This is a genomic window from Pseudomonas sp. R32, from assembly GCF_009866705.1.
GTDB lineage: Bacteria > Pseudomonadota > Gammaproteobacteria > Pseudomonadales > Pseudomonadaceae > Aquipseudomonas > Aquipseudomonas donghuensis.
In genome coordinates this window covers 1,419,776-1,434,892 of the sequence record NZ_CP019396.1, presented here as the reverse complement: position 1 = coordinate 1,434,892, position 15,117 = coordinate 1,419,776, and the positions used below count along the sequence as shown (strand labels likewise).

General features: G+C 63.0%; 16 protein-coding genes. 3 read left to right on the top strand and 13 right to left on the bottom strand.

Annotated elements, in window-relative coordinates:
• Window positions 1-13: 13 nt before the first annotated feature.
• Window positions 14-463 carry a YcgN family cysteine cluster protein gene (locus PspR32_RS06580; RefSeq protein ID WP_159388235.1) on the bottom strand — a complete coding sequence of 150 codons (450 nt, stop codon included), beginning with the start codon at window positions 461-463 and terminating at the stop codon, window positions 14-16.
• Window positions 464-611: 148 nt separating this feature from the next.
• Between PspR32_RS06580 and PspR32_RS06575 the strand changes: the two genes are divergently transcribed.
• Window positions 612-1,205, top strand: a complete 594-nt coding sequence (locus tag PspR32_RS06575; RefSeq protein WP_010223129.1) for a nitroreductase family protein — start codon at window positions 612-614, stop codon at window positions 1,203-1,205.
• Between the two features lie 91 nt (window positions 1,206-1,296).
• Here the strand turns inward: PspR32_RS06575 and PspR32_RS06570 are convergent, their stop codons facing one another.
• The 5 genes from PspR32_RS06570 to PspR32_RS06550 form a co-directional block, all read right to left on the bottom strand.
• Window positions 1,297-2,229, bottom strand: a complete 933-nt coding sequence (locus tag PspR32_RS06570) for a D-2-hydroxyacid dehydrogenase (RefSeq protein WP_010223130.1) — start codon at window positions 2,227-2,229, stop codon at window positions 1,297-1,299.
• 64 nt (window positions 2,230-2,293) lie between these two features.
• Window positions 2,294-2,587, bottom strand: a complete 294-nt coding sequence (locus PspR32_RS06565; protein ID WP_010223131.1) for a YcgL domain-containing protein — start codon at window positions 2,585-2,587, stop codon at window positions 2,294-2,296.
• On the bottom strand, window positions 2,584-3,717 hold the full coding sequence (gene rnd, locus PspR32_RS06560) for a ribonuclease D (protein WP_010223132.1): 1,134 nt from the start codon (window positions 3,715-3,717) through the stop codon (window positions 2,584-2,586). Before rnd ends, PspR32_RS06565 begins: the two co-directional genes overlap by 4 nt.
• A gap of 99 nt (window positions 3,718-3,816) precedes the next feature.
• Window positions 3,817-5,451, bottom strand: coding sequence for a phosphoethanolamine transferase (locus tag PspR32_RS06555; RefSeq protein ID WP_159388234.1), 1,635 nt, complete (start codon window positions 5,449-5,451; stop codon window positions 3,817-3,819).
• Window positions 5,452-5,620: 169 nt separating this feature from the next.
• Entirely contained in the window at window positions 5,621-5,986 is a 366-nt protein-coding gene (locus PspR32_RS06550) for a 5-carboxymethyl-2-hydroxymuconate Delta-isomerase (protein ID WP_010223134.1), read from the bottom strand.
• A 119-nt stretch (window positions 5,987-6,105) separates the two neighbouring features.
• On the opposite strand from PspR32_RS06550, the gene PspR32_RS06545 reads away from it, so the two are divergent.
• Window positions 6,106-6,330, top strand: a complete 225-nt coding sequence (locus tag PspR32_RS06545) for a YdcH family protein (protein WP_010223135.1) — start codon at window positions 6,106-6,108, stop codon at window positions 6,328-6,330.
• Window positions 6,331-6,414: 84 nt separating this feature from the next.
• On the opposite strand, the gene PspR32_RS06540 is transcribed toward PspR32_RS06545, so the two are convergent.
• The gene (locus PspR32_RS06540) at window positions 6,415-7,218 is read right to left on the bottom strand and encodes a phytanoyl-CoA dioxygenase family protein (protein ID WP_036994176.1); all 804 of its coding nucleotides are present in this window, start codon (window positions 7,216-7,218) and stop codon (window positions 6,415-6,417) included.
• Between the two features lie 204 nt (window positions 7,219-7,422).
• Here PspR32_RS06540 and PspR32_RS06535 point away from each other — a divergent pair, with 204 nt between their 5' ends.
• Window positions 7,423-8,820: an amino acid permease gene (locus tag PspR32_RS06535; protein WP_036994174.1), complete on the top strand. Its 1,398-nt coding sequence runs from the start codon at window positions 7,423-7,425 to the stop codon at window positions 8,818-8,820.
• On the opposite strand, the gene PspR32_RS06530 is transcribed toward PspR32_RS06535, so the two are convergent.
• The 6 genes from PspR32_RS06530 to PspR32_RS06505 all read right to left on the bottom strand — a co-directional run bounded on the left by PspR32_RS06530 (window position 8,821) and on the right by PspR32_RS06505 (window position 15,059).
• The gene (locus PspR32_RS06530) at window positions 8,821-9,717 is read right to left on the bottom strand and encodes a LysR substrate-binding domain-containing protein (RefSeq protein WP_159388233.1); all 897 of its coding nucleotides are present in this window, start codon (window positions 9,715-9,717) and stop codon (window positions 8,821-8,823) included.
• Window positions 9,718-9,758: 41 nt separating this feature from the next.
• A complete protein-coding gene (locus PspR32_RS06525) occupies window positions 9,759-10,412 on the bottom strand; it encodes a DUF1266 domain-containing protein (RefSeq protein ID WP_010223141.1) in 654 nt (217 codons plus the stop codon).
• 10 nt (window positions 10,413-10,422) lie between these two features.
• On the bottom strand, window positions 10,423-11,643 hold the full coding sequence (locus PspR32_RS06520; RefSeq protein WP_159388232.1) for a hypothetical protein: 1,221 nt from the start codon (window positions 11,641-11,643) through the stop codon (window positions 10,423-10,425).
• Complete coding sequence (locus PspR32_RS06515) at window positions 11,634-13,961, bottom strand: hypothetical protein (protein ID WP_159388231.1); 2,328 nt, start codon at window positions 13,959-13,961, stop codon at window positions 11,634-11,636. The genes PspR32_RS06520 and PspR32_RS06515 overlap by 10 nt, the downstream gene beginning before the upstream one ends.
• Window positions 13,962-14,159: 198 nt before the next feature.
• Window positions 14,160-14,537, bottom strand: coding sequence for a chemotaxis protein CheY (locus PspR32_RS06510; RefSeq protein WP_159388230.1), 378 nt, complete (start codon window positions 14,535-14,537; stop codon window positions 14,160-14,162).
• A 144-nt stretch (window positions 14,538-14,681) separates the two neighbouring features.
• Window positions 14,682-15,059 carry a hypothetical protein gene (locus PspR32_RS06505; protein WP_010223146.1) on the bottom strand — a complete coding sequence of 126 codons (378 nt, stop codon included), beginning with the start codon at window positions 15,057-15,059 and terminating at the stop codon, window positions 14,682-14,684.
• Window positions 15,060-15,117: the final 58 nt, after the last annotated feature.

The following is a 15,117-nucleotide window of genomic DNA, read 5'->3' as shown; positions in this document are numbered from 1 at the left end:
AAGCCTCTGCAGCTCAACCGGCGCGGAAAATCAGATAGTCTTCCCAGTCGTCCTCCTCGACGCTGACTTCGCTGAGCATGCGCCCGGATTGTGAAATCCGTTGCTTGTGCACCTGCTCACGGTCACCACACACCAGGTGGTGCCAGTCGGGCAGGTCCTTGCCCTCGCTGACCAGGCGGTAGCCGCAAGTGGTGGGCAGCCATTTGAACTGATCGGCCTTGCCCGGCGTCAGCTGGATGCAGTCAGGCACGATCTGCATCCGCTTCGGGTAGTTGCTGCACTGGCAGGTCTTCATGTCCAGAAGTTTGCAGGCGATACGCGTGTAATAGACGCTGTTGTCGTCTTCATCTTCAAGCTTTTGCAGGCAGCACAAGCCACAGCCGTCACACAGCGACTCCCACTCCTGCGGGTCGAGTTGCTCGAGGGTTTTACGCATCCAGAATGGAGCGGCGTTGGCAGTCATGTAGCGGGTGTCCTGTTTCAATTCGTGCGCGGCGGCGCGGCGGCGCCAGTCTAGGGCCTGTCACCGGCCATTGCCAGACCGCTTGTCAGCGCTCATATGACACAGTAGTTTGACCAGCGGTCACCACCCCAACCCTCAGGAACTCAAGATGAGTGCAAATCCTCGCGTTGCCGATCACGCCATCAACGAACAGTTCATCCAGCGCTGGTCGCCGCGCGCCTTCACCGGCGAGCCGATCGACCAGGCCACCCTGCTGAGCTTCCTTGAAGCCGCACGCTGGGCCCCTTCGGCCTACAACTCGCAGCCCTGGCGCTTTCTCTACGCCCGCCGCGACACGCCGAACTGGGAACGCTTCCTCGGCTTGCTCAACGAATTCAACCGCAGTTGGGCCCAGCACGCTTCGGCGCTGGTGATCATCATGTCCAAGACCACCTTCACCGCGCCTGGTGCCAGCGAAGAAACCCCGGCGTTGTGGCACACCTTCGACACCGGCTCGGCCTGGGGCCACCTGGCGTTGCAGGCCAGCCTGAGCGGCTGGCACACCCACGGCATGGCCGGTTTCGACCAGGAACTGACCCGCAGGGAGCTGAAGATTCCTGAAGGATATGCCCTGCACGCGGCGGTGGCGATCGGCAAGCTGGGCGACAAGTCGACCCTCGCTGAAGGCCTTCAGGCGCGGGAAGTGCCAAGCCCGCGGCGGCCATTGAGCGAGTTGGCGGCTGAGGGTGATTTCAGCCTTTGATTTTCAGGGCTGCTCTGCAGCCCATCGCTGGCAAGGCCAGCTCCCACAGGGTCAGCGGTGCCTACAAAACCTGTGGGAGCCGGCGACGCTTTTAATAGCCGCGCTGAAAGTCCACTTCCCCGCGTAACGCTTCACCTGCCTGATACGCCCGCAGATTCTCGACAAACACGCGCACCATCGCCGCCGGCGAGGTCGGTGCCGAGCTGTGCCCGGTCAACAGCAAGCCCCAGGCGGTCCAGAACGGATGGCGCTGGGGCAACGGTTCCTGGCGGCAGACATCGATCACCGCGCCGGCCAGATGGCCCTTCTTCAAGGCTTCGACCAGGTCGGCATCGACCACCGCGACGCCGCGCCCGGCATTGATGAACAAGGCCTCGGGGTTGAAGCGCTGGAACAGCGCGGCGTCATACAGGTCATGGGTCGCCGGGGTGTCGGGCAGCAGGTTGATGACATAATCGACCTGCCCGACCAGACGGCCAAGGTCCTCAAGGCCTGCCACTTCGATAAACGGCGCCTGCTCGCGCGCTTGGCTGGCAATGCCGTACAACTGTACGCCAAACGGCAGCAGGAACTCCGCCACCCGCTGACCGATATCGCCAGTGCCGACGATCAGCGCCCGGCGCCCTTCCAGGCTGCGCCCGGGGCGGTCATCCCACTTGCGCTCGACCTGGCTGACCAGCCGTGCCAGCACCTCGCGCTCGTGGCCAAGCATGTAGGTAAGCACGTACTCGGCCATGACCTGGCCAAAGATCCCCACCGCCCGGGTCAGGCGATAATTGCGCTGCAGGCCGTCAGCCAGCAACGGCGTGATCCCGGCCCAGGTCGATTGCAACCACTGGGGCTGATGGCCCTGGCGCAACAAGGTCGCCAAGAGGTCCGGCTGGCCCAGCCATACCGGGCTGTCAGCGGCCAGCCGCGCAAGTTCCGCCGAGTCGCCACTGTTCAGGACCTCCAGGTCCGGTGCCGCTTCGCGCAACAGGCGAGCGTAGAGGGCATGATCCTGTTCAGCGATCAAAACACGCATGTTCATAACAACCTTGGGTAACGGCGAAAGCCGCCAGGGGCTGGCGGCGTATCAGATAGGGAGGTCAGACCGGATCGTTGCGGCGCAGCAGCTCTTCGGGCAGGTGCTCGATGTACTCGTCCTCGGCGGGCGGCATCTGCAGGTGGTAACCCTGCTGCTCGAGGTTTTCCAGAACCTTGGCGATATCTTCGCGGGCCAGCTTGCGCTCCGGGCTCAGCACCAGGTCGAAGGCATGCACTGGGGTACCGAAGAACGGCAGCAGGCCTTCGGGCACACGCTCCAGGCCGTCAGCCTTGAGCACGTACAGATACATTTCGTTCTTGCGGGGGCTCTTGTAGATCGAGCAGATACGTTTCATGAAGGGTCTCCGGCGCCCGCCAGGCAATCGAGCAGCGCCTGCCCCATGCGCTCACGGCGCCAGCCGCGCAGCGACTCGGGGAGTTGATAGGGTCCGTTGGGGTAACCGCTCTTGAGCAGCAGTTCCAGGGGTTTCTTGCGCAGCATCAGCTCGGGGGCGATGCTCAGGCGTTCGGCCTCGGCCTGGCCGATGGCGCGCAGTTGCTTGAGCAGCACCGAGGCTTCGATCGGCAGCGGCTCGGGCACCGCTGGCGGCCATTGCTCCGGCGGCAGGCTGGCAGCCTGCTTGATCAGGCCGAGCAGGAACTCGCCATCCTGACGGATGGTGCGCGGGTGCATGTCTTCGATCTTGGCCAGCGCCGACAGCGAATCCGGCTGGGTGCGGGCCATGGGCCACAAGGCGTTTTCGCGGACGATGCGGTTACGCGGCAGGTCGCGGGCACGGGCTTCGCGTTCGCGCCAGGCGCACAGCTCGCGCAGTACCGCCAGTTGCGCGCGCGACAGCTTCCAGGCCAGCTTGGCCTCGCGGTACAGCTCGTACGGGTCGGTTTCGCGGCGCAACTGGGCAACCAGCTCGGCACCGTCCTCGAGGACCCAGGCGTGTTTGTCGGCGGACAGCTGCGGGCGCAGGCGCTCGTACAGTTCGGCCAGGTGCACGGCGTCTTCGGCAGCGTAGCTGACCTGGGTTTCCGACAACGGGCGTTGCAGCCAGTCGGAACGGGTTTCGCCCTTGGGCAGGTCGATGCCGAGCACCTCCTGAACCAGGCGCGAATAGCCCATGGAGAAACCCAGGTTGAGGTAACCGGCGGCCAGCTGGGTGTCGAACAATGGCGCCGGCAGGCTGCCGGTCAGGCGCGACAGCACTTCGAGGTCTTCGCTGCAGGCATGCAGGACCTTGATCACCTGCGGATCTTCAAGCAGGCCGGCCAGCGGCTGCCAGTCGCCGATCCGCAGCGGGTCGATCAGGTAGGCCCGCGCCCCGTCACCGACCTGGATCAAACCGGCTTTCGGATAGAAGGTATCGACCCGCATGAACTCGGTGTCGAGTGCCACGAAGGGCAGCGTGCGCCACTGCTGGCAATGCTCTGCCAGGCTGCGGTCGTCACAAATCCAGTGAATATCGATGGCCACAAGGCTCTCCCACAAACAATGGCGCGCAGTATATACGGCGCAGGCCATCGTCGGGAAACCACTCGACCGCTATCCCTGCCGCCGTTACCGCGCCTGTGATCAGTGTCTGGCCAGCATGGGCCGACAGCTGGCGAACAGGTCCAGCTGCGGCTTGTACAGGGCGGTGTGCACCTGCAGCAGGCCGAGCATGGAGTGGAACAGGTTGTCCTGGCTCAACGGCGCATTGCGGGCCTTTTGCAGGCAGTCGCTATCGACGCCGAAGCTGGCCTTGTAGCTGTCGGAAAACCACGCCAGCAGCGGCACGTGCTTCTGCTGCTCCGGTGCCAGCATGTAGGGCGTGCCGTGCAGGAACAGGTTGTATTCCCCAAGGGATTCGCCATGGTCGGACAGGTACAGCATGGCGGTGTCGACCTTGTCCTGCTTGCTGCGCAGGATGTCGATCAGCGAGGCCAGGACATGGTCGGTGTACACCAGGGTGTTGTCGTAGGCATTGACGATGCTGTCCTGGCTGCACTGGTTCAGGGCATTGCTGCGGCACACCGGGGTGAAGCGCTCGTATTCTTTCGGGTAACGCTTGTAGTAGTCCGGGCCGTGGCTGCCCATCTGGTGCAGCACCAGCACGGTGTCCTGTTGCAGGTTGTCGATGAAGCTGTCCAGGCCCTTGAGGAGGATGTCGTCGCGGCACTCGTCATCGGCGCACAGTGCCGGGTCCTTGACGTTGCTGACATTCTCGAACACAACCCGGTCGCAAGTGCCCTTGCAGCCGGACTGGTTGTCGCGCCAGCGCACCGCCAGCCCGGCCCGCTGCAGCACATCGAGCAGGCCTTCCTGGTTTTTGGCGGTGCTGGCGTCGTAATCCTTGCGGGTGAAGCCAGAGAACATGCACGGCACCGACACGGCGGTTTCGGTGCCACAGGAGTGCACGTCGGTGAAGGCGATCAGGCCCTTTTCCTTGCTCAGCTGTGGGGTGGTATCGCGCCCATAGCCGAGCACCCCGAAGTTCGGCGCGCGGGCGCTCTCGCCGACCACCAGCACGGTCAGCGACTTGCGCGTGCGTTGTTGCCAGGCCACGTCCAGTTTCGCGTCCTCGCCGATCTTGCGAAACGGCTTGGCGGCGCTGCCGACCCGCTCGCCCACATACCCCAGGGAGGCGCCGACGACATTGCTCGGCACCAGCAACAGGCGGATTTCATGGTGGTTGCGAAACAGCGAAGCCAAGCCTTGATAGTTCACCAACGCCACCGCCGCCAACACGACAATGCAGGCAACGCTGATGAGCAACTTGCCGACTAACTCACGCACCCAGTTACGGTACAGCACCGGGATGCTATACAACAATAAAGAAGGCAATACACCTAACACTACGATATATAAAAAAAGTTTCATCGAGAGCAGGTCACGTACTTCCGTGGCATTGGTCTCCATGGCATTACGGAGCATGCCCACATCAACCATCACGCCGTACTGGCTCATGAAGTAAGCCACCCCGGCGCTGACCATGAACAGGCTGATCAACAGCGGTTTGAGCACGGGCCTGAAGGCCAGCAGGGTCAACACCAGGTTGAACGCACAGAGGATCATCACGCCAAACGCCACGCGCAGCAGCAGGCCATGGCCATCGCTGGAAAGCACCGACGCCAGGTGTTGCCACAATAATGAGTTGAAGCCGATCAACAGGTACAGGCTGGCAATCAACGTGACCCATTCGGCCCGCAGGGGTTTGACCTTGAACATGATAATTCGCTTAGTTAAACGTCGGGAACAGTGCCCTTGCGGCACGGCCTGGAAACTGCCCGAACTGTAAGTAGCGAGTCATCAATTTTTTGTGAAAAAGACGCCAACAATTAGTCGACTGGCGTCTATTTAATACGCCTGTTCAGCCTGTGTTCAGCCCGGCGTCTGTTTACCCCGGCAGATGCACTTTTGAATAAGAATCGCGATCAATATCGATCACCTCGACGCACAGCTGGATGTCCAGCCCCGGGGCGCCCGGCAGCGCGTCCTTGAGCACCTCCAGCAGGCTCGCCGACAACTGGCGTTTGATCTCGGCCGAGCGGCCGCTGAGGATCGCCAGCTTGATGTGGGCGAACCCGCGTTCCACCGGCGCCACGCCGACGCGAAAGCTGGCCAGGGCCACGGCGCGGCTCTTGATGTCGAGCTCTTCAGCAAACTGGCCGCTGCCCACCAGGGCATGGTTAAGACGCAGCAGCAGGCGATCGACCTCAAGGTTTTTCAGGTTGTCGCTGTATTCCACATGAAGGTGAGGCATTGCACAAAGTCCTGGGGTGGGCAAATGTTGCAACAGACTACCCCAGCCGCGAAACCCGGCAAAGACGACTATCCTCTAAGTTCATGACTTCCACCCCACACCCCCGGAGAGGTGAAGAAATGCCGGTCAAGCACGATTTACTCGCAGACCTGAATCTGACCAAGGATCAATTTCTCGCGAAGAAACAAAGTGACCCGCGGCTGAGTCAGCTGCATGAAGAGTACAACCGCAAAGACGCCGAAGTCGTCGATGCCGAGAACAAAAGCGCCGCCGATGACACGGTCACCCGGCTACGCAAGGAACGCCTGAAGATCAAGGACGAGATCGTCGCCCACCTGAAGTAGCCCCTGTGGGAGCGGGCTTGACCCGCGATTGCGATCTACCTGCCCCATCGCATCGCGAGGCAAGCTCGCTCCTACGGGCAGCCCTTATGGCTGCGCCCACACCACCGGAAACCAGTCCTCGCGCATGCGATCGCCGGTCTTCAGGTCAATCCCCGGAAACGGCGGCGAGGTCCGCCCAGGGCGCTGGATATAGCGCACATCATCGCCCATGAAACGGGTCGAGAAGGCTCGCCGGCGATTGCTGCCGATGTTGCCGGCGGCGCCATGCACGGTACGAAAATCGAACACCACCGCGTCCCCCGGTTCCAGCTCCGGCGAGAGGATCTGGTACTCGCCGTTCTCCACGTCCGGCATGTCCATGAACAGGCTTTCGCCGGAGCCTGCATCGCTGGCGCCATAGAAATCCTTGTTGCTGGCCCAGCTCTTGGGCCGTACCGGCTTGGGCCAGCGATGGGAGCCAAGCACCACGCTCAGGGTGTTGTGGCGGGTGACCGGATCCAGCGGTATCCAGTAGCTGGCGGTCTGCAGGCCGTCGACGCAGTAGTACGGCAGGTCCTGGTGCCAGGGCGTGGGTTTGGAGGTGCCGGGTTCCTTGACCAGGATATGTTCATGGAACACCTGCACTTGCCGTGACTGCATCAACGCTCCGGCAATCGCCGCCGCCGGCGAATTGAGCACGAAATCCTTGAACGCCGGGATACGCTGCCAGTTGCAGTAATCCTCGAAGAAGCGCCCGCCTTCACCACTGCCGACGTTCTCGATGGCAAAGGCACTGGGCGCGGCCAGGTTCTGTTCAAAACCTTCGCGCAGCGGTTCGATCCAGTCACGGAACACACCACGCAGCACCACGGCACCGTCACGCTGGAACTGTTCGATATCGGCCTTCATCGCGATCACCCTCTCTTGTTGTAATGAACAAAAGTATTGGGCGGCCCCGCGCAGCCGGTAAACCACAGATTACCTATTCGCCACTATAGGCAATCTGTATGGCGCGCGGGTTGTCAGCCTCCTGCCTTTGGCCGGTTAATGGCCCTGCCTGTGTCCTACGGCGCCTTGCTATCCAAGAATAAGAACAACGAGGAGTTACCTGGGATGAACGAAAACAGCACCGCCATGCGGCGCGGTCTGAGTACCCGCCACATTCGCTTCATGGCGCTCGGTTCTGCCATCGGCACCGGGCTTTTCTATGGTTCGGCAGCGGCCATCAAACTGGCCGGCCCGTCGGTGTTACTCGCCTACCTGATCGGTGGCGCGGCGATCTACATGATGATGCGCGCCCTGGGTGAAATGGCCGTGCGCAACCCGGTGTCCGGCTCCTTCGGGCAATACGCCAGCCAGTACCTGGGGCGCTTCGCCGGTTTTCTCACCGGCTGGAGCTACGCCTTCTCGATGCTGGTGGTGTGCCTGGCGGATGTCACCGCCTTCGGCGTCTACATGAGCTTCTGGTTCCCCGACACGCCGCGCTGGATCTGGGTGCTGGGCATCGTCTTCTTCATTGGCGCCCTGAACCTGTGCAGCGTGCGGGTGTTTGGCGAACTGGAGTTCTGGCTGTCGCTGCTGAAAGTCACCGCCATCGTCTCGATGATCCTCGCAGGTGCCGCCGTGCTGATGTTCGGTATCCAGTTGGGCGGCGCCGGCGAGCCGCTGGCGGCAGTGAGCAACCTGTGGAGCCATGGCGGCTTCTTCCCCAATGGCGTGGGCGGCATGATCGCTTCGTTCACCGTGGTGATGTTCGCCTTCGGCGGCGTCGAGATGATCGGTATCACCGCCGGCGAAGCCAAGGACCCGCAACGGGTGATTCCCCGGGCGATCAACTCGGTGCCGCTGCGCATCCTGCTGTTCTATGTGTTCACCCTGTTGGTGCTGATGTCGATCTATCCCTGGACGAAGATCGGCAGCGAAGGCAGCCCTTTCGTGCAGATCTTCAGCGGCCTGGGGATCGGCTCGGCAGCCACGCTGCTGAACATCGTGGTGATCTCGGCGGCCGTGTCGGCGATCAACAGTGACATCTTCAGCGCCGGGCGGATGATGTACGGCATGGCCCACAACGGCCAGGCGCCCGCCAGCTTTGCCCAGCTGTCGCGCTTTGGCGTGCCGTGGATGACTGTAGTGGTAATGGCCGTCGCCCTGCTGCTGGGGGTGGTGCTCAACTACCTGGCCCCGGACAACCTGTTCCTGATCCTCGCCGCCGTGGTGACCTTCTCGATCGTCTGGGTGTGGCTGATGATCCTTCTGTCGCAGATCGTCATGCGCCGTGGCATGAGCGCCGACGAGGTCGCCAGGCTGCACTTCCCGGTACCGTTCTGGCCGGTCGGCCCGGCGTGTGCGGTGGTGTTCATGCTGTTCATCTTCGGCGTGCTGGCCTGGTTCCCGGACACACGCATGGCCCTGTACGTGGGCATCGGCTGGCTGGCCTTGCTGTCGTTGGGCTACTGGCTGTTCGTCGCCCGCCAACCGCTGGCAACCCTGGCAGATCCGGTCAGCCGCTGATCAGGCCGGAAACTGCTCGCTGGCCCAGTCGAGGAACGCCTGCGCCGCAGGCGACGGGCGCATGGCGCTGGACTGGGCCAGCACCACCGGCTGCGGGCTGACCGCTTCCAGCAGCGGCCTGCAAGCCAGGGGTTGGCCGTCGTAGCTGCAATCGGCCACCGGCCGGGTACAGGACAGCGCCACGCCATAACCATGGGCGACCAGCCCGCGCTGCATCTCGAAGGTCTGGGTCAGTTGCAGGCTTGCCGGTTGCAGGTCATGGGCCCAGAACAACGACAGGAAATATTCGCGGGTCCGGGCGATGTCTTCGAGGATCAGGCATTCATTGGCCAGGTCCACCAGTGAGACCCGCTCCTGCAGCGCCAGTGGATGGTCGGCCGGTAGCAAGGCATAAGGCGTCAACTGCGCCAGCACGCGTTTTTCGATCGGCGCATCGAGCCCCACGTCATAGGTCAGCGCCAACTCCGCCTTGCCATCGGCCAGACGTCGATTGACCTCGGCAAGGTCAGCCTCGAACAGGGTGATGGTGACTTCCGGATGGCGCCGGCGAAAGCCGCTCAGCAGCCGTGGCGCGTAATACGGCCCCAGGTCCTGGAAGCAGATCAGGCTCAAGGCCCCGCGCACCACCTGTTGCTCTTCGCCCTTGCCGCTGATTGCCGAGGCCAGGTTGAGCATCTCCCGCGCCTGCTCCAGCAAGGTGCGCCCTGCCGGGGTCAGTTCCAGACCGCGGCTGACCTGGCGATGAAAGAGTTTTTCGCCCAGACTCGCCTCCAGCTGCGACAGCGCCAGCGATACTGACGGCTGGGAAATATGCTTGGTGCGCGCCGCCGCACTGACGCTGCCCTGCTCGGCGGCAGCGACGAAATACTCCAACTGGCGAAAGGTGAAGCCGATCATCGCAATGCCCCTCTGGGATGCTGAAACCAACAGTCGCGCAGTTACCCCGCCAGCGCCGGGCTCAACGCCGCGGGCGTATGCCAGGGGATATCGGCCCAGGCACCGCTGCCGGGGGCCAGCAACTGGCGCAGATGCTGCTCGTGGAACGCTTCGCCCAGCGAGTCGACGCGAAACGCCGCGACCCACTGCTCGCGCCCCAGCTTATAGGCTTTGCCGAAATCTTCCCAACTGTCGAAACAGTCTTGCGCCCGCTGCGCATTGAGCAGCAGCACACGCCAGGCAAGATCAGGTTCGAGCCAGCGCATCAGCAGCGCGCAACGGGCCACAAACGCCACCCGCGCACAGGCAAAGGCCATCGCCGCACGCGGCTCATCGCTGGCCGTCAGCGCCTGCAGGTCGAGGCTGTACCATTGCTGTTCGAGGGTCGCGCTGAAGTGCGCGCGCACCGCCTCATCATCGCAGTTGCTGCGAACCCCGGCCTGGTGCAGCAACGCTGCCCGCACGATCTTCTGCGCTTGCTCGTTGAAGTGATCGCAGGCCGGCGAGTAGAAGCCCTCGACGCCCATCGCATCGGCCATGGGCCTGGCCAGCAACAGCGACCAGTGCTTGCGCTGACTGAACAACGGCGCGGCGCGCGGTCGCAACGCCCGCCACAACAACCAGGCTGAAACAACCGCCGCGATCAGTAAAAACATGCGCTTCTCCTTACCTTGCCCGGGCTTGCCAGGCCTGGATTTCCTCGCCCTCGGCCGGCGTCATGTCCGGCCACGGCACACCTTCGGTCTGATACAGAGGATCATTGAGCTGACGCTCAGCGCGCTTGCTGAGGATATGCCGGGTGGCGTACTTGACCGACACCGCTTGCGGGGCAGCCTGCAAGAACTGCTGCGGCTGACGCCCGGCCACCAGCCACTCGACCATGGCCGAAGGTGCATCGAGGCGCTCGTACAGTTGCGGGTAGCGGGCTACCAGACGGGTCTGGGCGGTAGCATCAGTGACCTCTTCGATACGCAGCCAGGCGGACTCGGTGCGCACGATGCCGATGGCGAGACAGTCAGCGGGGGTCTGCTGGTCGGTGCCCAGAGCATTCAGGCACTGCAGCAGGTCCTGGTAGTAACGCTCGACCGGCGGCCGGTTCTGCTTGCCCTTGACCTGCTCGACCGTCAAGGTGCCGTCGGCCTGGACAATCAGGCTGATGGTGATGTGCGGCTGGCCCTGGCCGTCGCGAAAACTGAGCACACGCATGCGCCGCTGTTCCACCGCTTCGGCATAGCGCTCGCCGTAGCCACCGCTCAGGGCGCGGCGGTCGGCGAACTGGCCGAGGCAATGGCGCATCACATAGCTTTCAAAGGCCATTTCGGCGCGCAACAACGGGCTGTCGGGCCGCAGCTCCTGCAATACATGTTCGCCGGTAGTCACGACCGTGGCCAAGGCCTCAGGCTGGCTCTGACGCCAGCCCTGGTCAACCCGCGCGGCCATCTGCGCGTGTTCTTTTTCCCACAGCGCCAGCGCCTGCGGGCAGTTGATCCGATCAAGCTTGCCGGCCAGCGCAGTGCCCTGGCGCGAGGTGAGAAACTCCACCAGCAAGGCCTCCTGCGCCAGCAGTGAGGCTTGCTCCGGGTCGACCCATACCAGGGGCGCAAGCACCTGCTGCGACGCTTTACCGACGTCGCTCAAGTGCCTGGCCACCCATGGCGGTGGCTCCGTTCCCAGTACCTCGACGGCCTGCTCCAGGGCCAGGATCCGGCGCGCCGGCTCGAAGTTGCCGACCAGATGACGGTAGAAATGGTTGAGCAACCATTTACTCACCTCTGGGGCATCACTGCGGGCCTTGCTGCGCTCGGCAATACCGCGTTTGAGCTGATCGGCATTGAGCGCATTGCGCGGGGCGTAACCGGACTGTCGCAGCTCCGGTGTCACTTCCATATCTGCCACCAGGCCTTGCCTGCCGTTTTTTGCGGTGCCTGCAGCTCGGCGATCATCTCGTTGAAGACTTTATTGTTTCTCTGGTCGACGGCGTTGTCCGGATCGCTGCGCAGGATGGCGCGCTGATAATAGGCCAGGGCCTCTTCCTTGCGCCCGAGGTCCTTGAGCACATCGCCAGCGCAGCCCAGCAGCGAGCTTTCGTCCCTTTCATTGACCTGCGACGCGTAACGCTGCCACAGGCCGGTGGCCGCCTCAGGCAGGCTATGAGCCAGGTACATGGCGACTTTCAGCCGGGCGAACAGCGGCGAGTATTCCAGGTCCTTGTCACTGACCCCGCGCTCTTCCTGCCACTTCAAGATACGTTCCAGCCAGATCAACATTTCCCGGTCGCGATCCAGGCGATACAGCGCAAACGTGACGTCTTGCAGGTAGTCATCCGGCTCATGGCGGCTGTAGCCGTAATCCGCCGCGTAGTGCCAGAGTTGCTCCGCCGCCTCAGCGATAGCCGCGTAATCCTTCTGGCAGATACGTGCATTGAGCACGCCGTGATAGTGCTCGGCAAACGAACTGGCGGCGATGCCGCAAGCGTGCAGTTCAAGGGCCTGGTCATACATCTGCTGGTCGTTGTAGCAGCGGTAGTTGATTGCCAGGTTGTTGCACAGCATCGAGTACAGGTGGGCGCAGCCGTCATACCGGTGGCCGCTGCCACTGGCAAAGCACTGTTCCATGCGCACCCGGCCCTGCTCGTAGGCAGCCCGCTGCAGGAAGCGCAGCAGCGACCAGGCTTCGTTCGTGGTGGCTTCATCGAGGCTTTTGACCTGCTCTTCCACCTTGTCCTCGACATACCCGGCGTACTCGTAACAGTACATGCCACTGGCCAGTTGCGGCATCGGCTGCTTGAGGGCATCGATGACGCCGAAGGCTTTGACGTGCGCGCAGAACACACTGTAGGCACTACGTCGATCCTGCAGGCCGCCGGCTTTTACGGCGTCCTGCAACATGGCCAGCTCAGTCTTGGCGTCGATCAGGCCGGCATCGCCCTCTCGCACCGCAACCAGGCGGGTGATCCATGGGTGATTCGGCGCACGGCGCTGGGCTTCTTCGCGCGCCTGGGCAAACAGCGCGTCGCGCAGTTCGGGGTTCTCCCGGGTCGCGTGCAGCGCTTCGAGCAACGGGTTCAAGGCCGGTGTCGCCTCGCTGCGCTCGGGCAGGCAGGCAACAAAGCGCTCCAGCAAAGCGGCGTTGTCGCAGGCGCGCATCACGCACAGCGGCCACCACACCGAGTTGTCCTCGGCCTCGAGCAACCGGTCGTGAATCCAGAATGGCGTGCCGGGCCACATCTGCTCGAGCATTTCATAGACATCCATGAACGCCCGTTGCCCAGCCTCCTCGATCCGCCCACTTTCGAGCAACCAGGGCAATTCGAAATTAATGAAGTTATCGCCACCATCCGAGTCCAGGCTGCGGCTCGCCACTTCACAGATCTTCAGGGCCCCGGGCAGGTCGCCCTGGGCCTGCAATGCACGGGCGGCCAGCCGCGCCAGGCGCACTTCCCACTCACGGCGCCGGGGCAGCGACAACTCGGCGATCGACTGCACGACGGGCTGCTCGAACATCGCCAGGCGCAGCGGCACGATTTCGATCAGCGCGTCGCCCAGCCACAGCCAGTCGTTAGCGTCGACGTCCTGATCCTCGCCTGCGGTGCGCAAGGCGGCAATCGCACTCAAGGCGGCTTCGCGGGCCTGCTCGTCTTGCTCGTGGGCGGCCAGCACCCGGGCCCGGCGCCGGTGCTGGTCGGCATCGTCCCAGGCCCGCAGGGCGTGGCGCCCGGGGTTGATCAGCGCCAGGGTGTGGCGCACCTCGATGGCCTTGAGCGCGACGTCGAGCGTGGTGTGTTCGAGCTCGTCGAAGATGCGATAGCGCCGGTATTGCTCGACGTCGAAGTCGAGCCGCTCGTTGCTCAGTTGCTGCAGGCTGTCGAGCCCCTGCAGCAGGCCCTCCTCGTCTTTGAGGTAGTTGGCCAGGCGCAGCTGGTAAACCAGCAGGTTGAGTTTGAGTTCGTTGCGCGCGTCGTCAGCGCAGGCCTCGAGCAGCGCCTGACCGTCTTCGGCCAGTACCGCCCTGGCGGCATCGACGTCACCGGCGTTGACCCACAGCACGTGCAGGCGGTCGATCGATTCCAGCGAAGCAGCCTTCAGCGGCTGGCCGCGCAGCTGGCTCAGCAGGTAATCGGCACCGTGTTCCTGATGCTCGACCTCAAGACGGTCCATGAATTGATCCAGCTGAATGCCGGACAGCACGGTGCTGTTTTGCGTCATTGTGAACTCCCTTTGCGAATGACTGTGCATCGCCCGATGCGTCCTGCGCCGGCGCCCTTGATGGGCCAACGGATACCCGCGTACGTCTGCCCTGGACAGGCAACGATGGCGAAAGGGATCGGGCAATACAGCGAGGTGCTGCACGCTACCAGTTGGCGTTTGAAAAAAAAAGGGCGTGCGGGGGAGCGGGATCAGTGATTAACGTGCAAACAGCGGATCGACACTGTGCAGGCATCGTTTGATGGAATCGAAGTCCGGTGCCTGTGACAGGCACAGTTGAATCCTGCCATTGACGGGCACCGACACCTGCGAAGAGTCGGCGCGCTGCCCTTCATAGATAAGCGCATGACGGATGCGCGGGTTGTCGTGGCAGAACTTCAACAGGTTGAACTGCCGGGAAGGCACCAGCACCGTGTTGACGATCAAAAGGTCGAAGGGGGTGCCCTGCGTCCGGGTAGCCGCCTGCAACGCTTGAAAGCTACTCAAGTGGGCAACGCGGCAATACCCCAGGCGGTTGAGCATGTTCTCTATCTTGCTGCGCTGATCCTGCTGCCGATCAGCGATGACGATGCGCAATGCTGTGTTTGACATTCGGTAAACCTGACAGATGGGCTCCGCGAGTCTTTATAGACACTGCGACTCGCTGAAGTATTGGCAAGGTTACCGTTGGTCGTGGGCGCAGACTCTAAGACAATTCTCAAACGCCCTTACGCCGAAGGCTTAAGGCGTGGTCAGGGTGATCAGGTAGGCGCCGGAACTGACCGCCTTGCCGGCAGCATCCACCAGCGCGTACTGCTGGTGATAATAGCGCCCGGCCTTGCCGCTATCGGCCACCAGCCTGACGTTGACCGGGGTTTGATCGGGCGCACTGACCGACGCTTGCGAGTCAACCCGCTGCAGGCCGATACGGGTACCCCGCACCTGCGCCGGGCAATCGTTGAGGTTGAAGGCACCGGCCTGGGTCGAAGGCGTGCACGGCGACTCGACAATACTGCCGGTGAAATTGATCACCCCTTGGGCGACCGGCGTGGCGGCCACACAGGCCCCGTTCAGGCCGAACAGCAACCCTGCAGCGATAGCAACATACTTCCCGTTCATGCCGACACTCCTGCGATAGCGGTTGATACCTTGAGTGTCGACCAGACGGCGCATTGTT

What these genes read in the sequence shown, in the direction of transcription:
- PspR32_RS06580 (WP_159388235.1), bottom strand. Translation starts at nt 463, where the DNA reads ATGACTGCCAACGCCGCTCCATTCTGGATGCGTAAAACCCTCGAGCAA.
- PspR32_RS06575 (WP_010223129.1), top strand. Translation starts at nt 612, where the DNA reads ATGAGTGCAAATCCTCGCGTTGCCGATCACGCCATCAACGAACAGTTC.
- PspR32_RS06570 (WP_010223130.1), bottom strand. Translation starts at nt 2,229, where the DNA reads ATGCGTGTTTTGATCGCTGAACAGGATCATGCCCTCTACGCTCGCCTG.
- PspR32_RS06565 (WP_010223131.1), bottom strand. Translation starts at nt 2,587, where the DNA reads ATGAAACGTATCTGCTCGATCTACAAGAGCCCCCGCAAGAACGAAATG.
- PspR32_RS06555 (WP_159388234.1), bottom strand. Translation starts at nt 5,451, where the DNA reads ATGTTCAAGGTCAAACCCCTGCGGGCCGAATGGGTCACGTTGATTGCC.
- PspR32_RS06550 (WP_010223134.1), bottom strand. Translation starts at nt 5,986, where the DNA reads ATGCCTCACCTTCATGTGGAATACAGCGACAACCTGAAAAACCTTGAG.
- PspR32_RS06545 (WP_010223135.1), top strand. Translation starts at nt 6,106, where the DNA reads ATGCCGGTCAAGCACGATTTACTCGCAGACCTGAATCTGACCAAGGAT.
- PspR32_RS06540 (WP_036994176.1), bottom strand. Translation starts at nt 7,218, where the DNA reads ATGAAGGCCGATATCGAACAGTTCCAGCGTGACGGTGCCGTGGTGCTG.
- PspR32_RS06535 (WP_036994174.1), top strand. Translation starts at nt 7,423, where the DNA reads ATGAACGAAAACAGCACCGCCATGCGGCGCGGTCTGAGTACCCGCCAC.
- PspR32_RS06530 (WP_159388233.1), bottom strand. Translation starts at nt 9,717, where the DNA reads ATGATCGGCTTCACCTTTCGCCAGTTGGAGTATTTCGTCGCTGCCGCC.
- PspR32_RS06525 (WP_010223141.1), bottom strand. Translation starts at nt 10,412, where the DNA reads ATGTTTTTACTGATCGCGGCGGTTGTTTCAGCCTGGTTGTTGTGGCGG.
- PspR32_RS06520 (WP_159388232.1), bottom strand. Translation starts at nt 11,643, where the DNA reads ATGGAAGTGACACCGGAGCTGCGACAGTCCGGTTACGCCCCGCGCAAT.
- PspR32_RS06515 (WP_159388231.1), bottom strand. Translation starts at nt 13,961, where the DNA reads ATGACGCAAAACAGCACCGTGCTGTCCGGCATTCAGCTGGATCAATTC.
- PspR32_RS06505 (WP_010223146.1), bottom strand. Translation starts at nt 15,059, where the DNA reads ATGAACGGGAAGTATGTTGCTATCGCTGCAGGGTTGCTGTTCGGCCTG.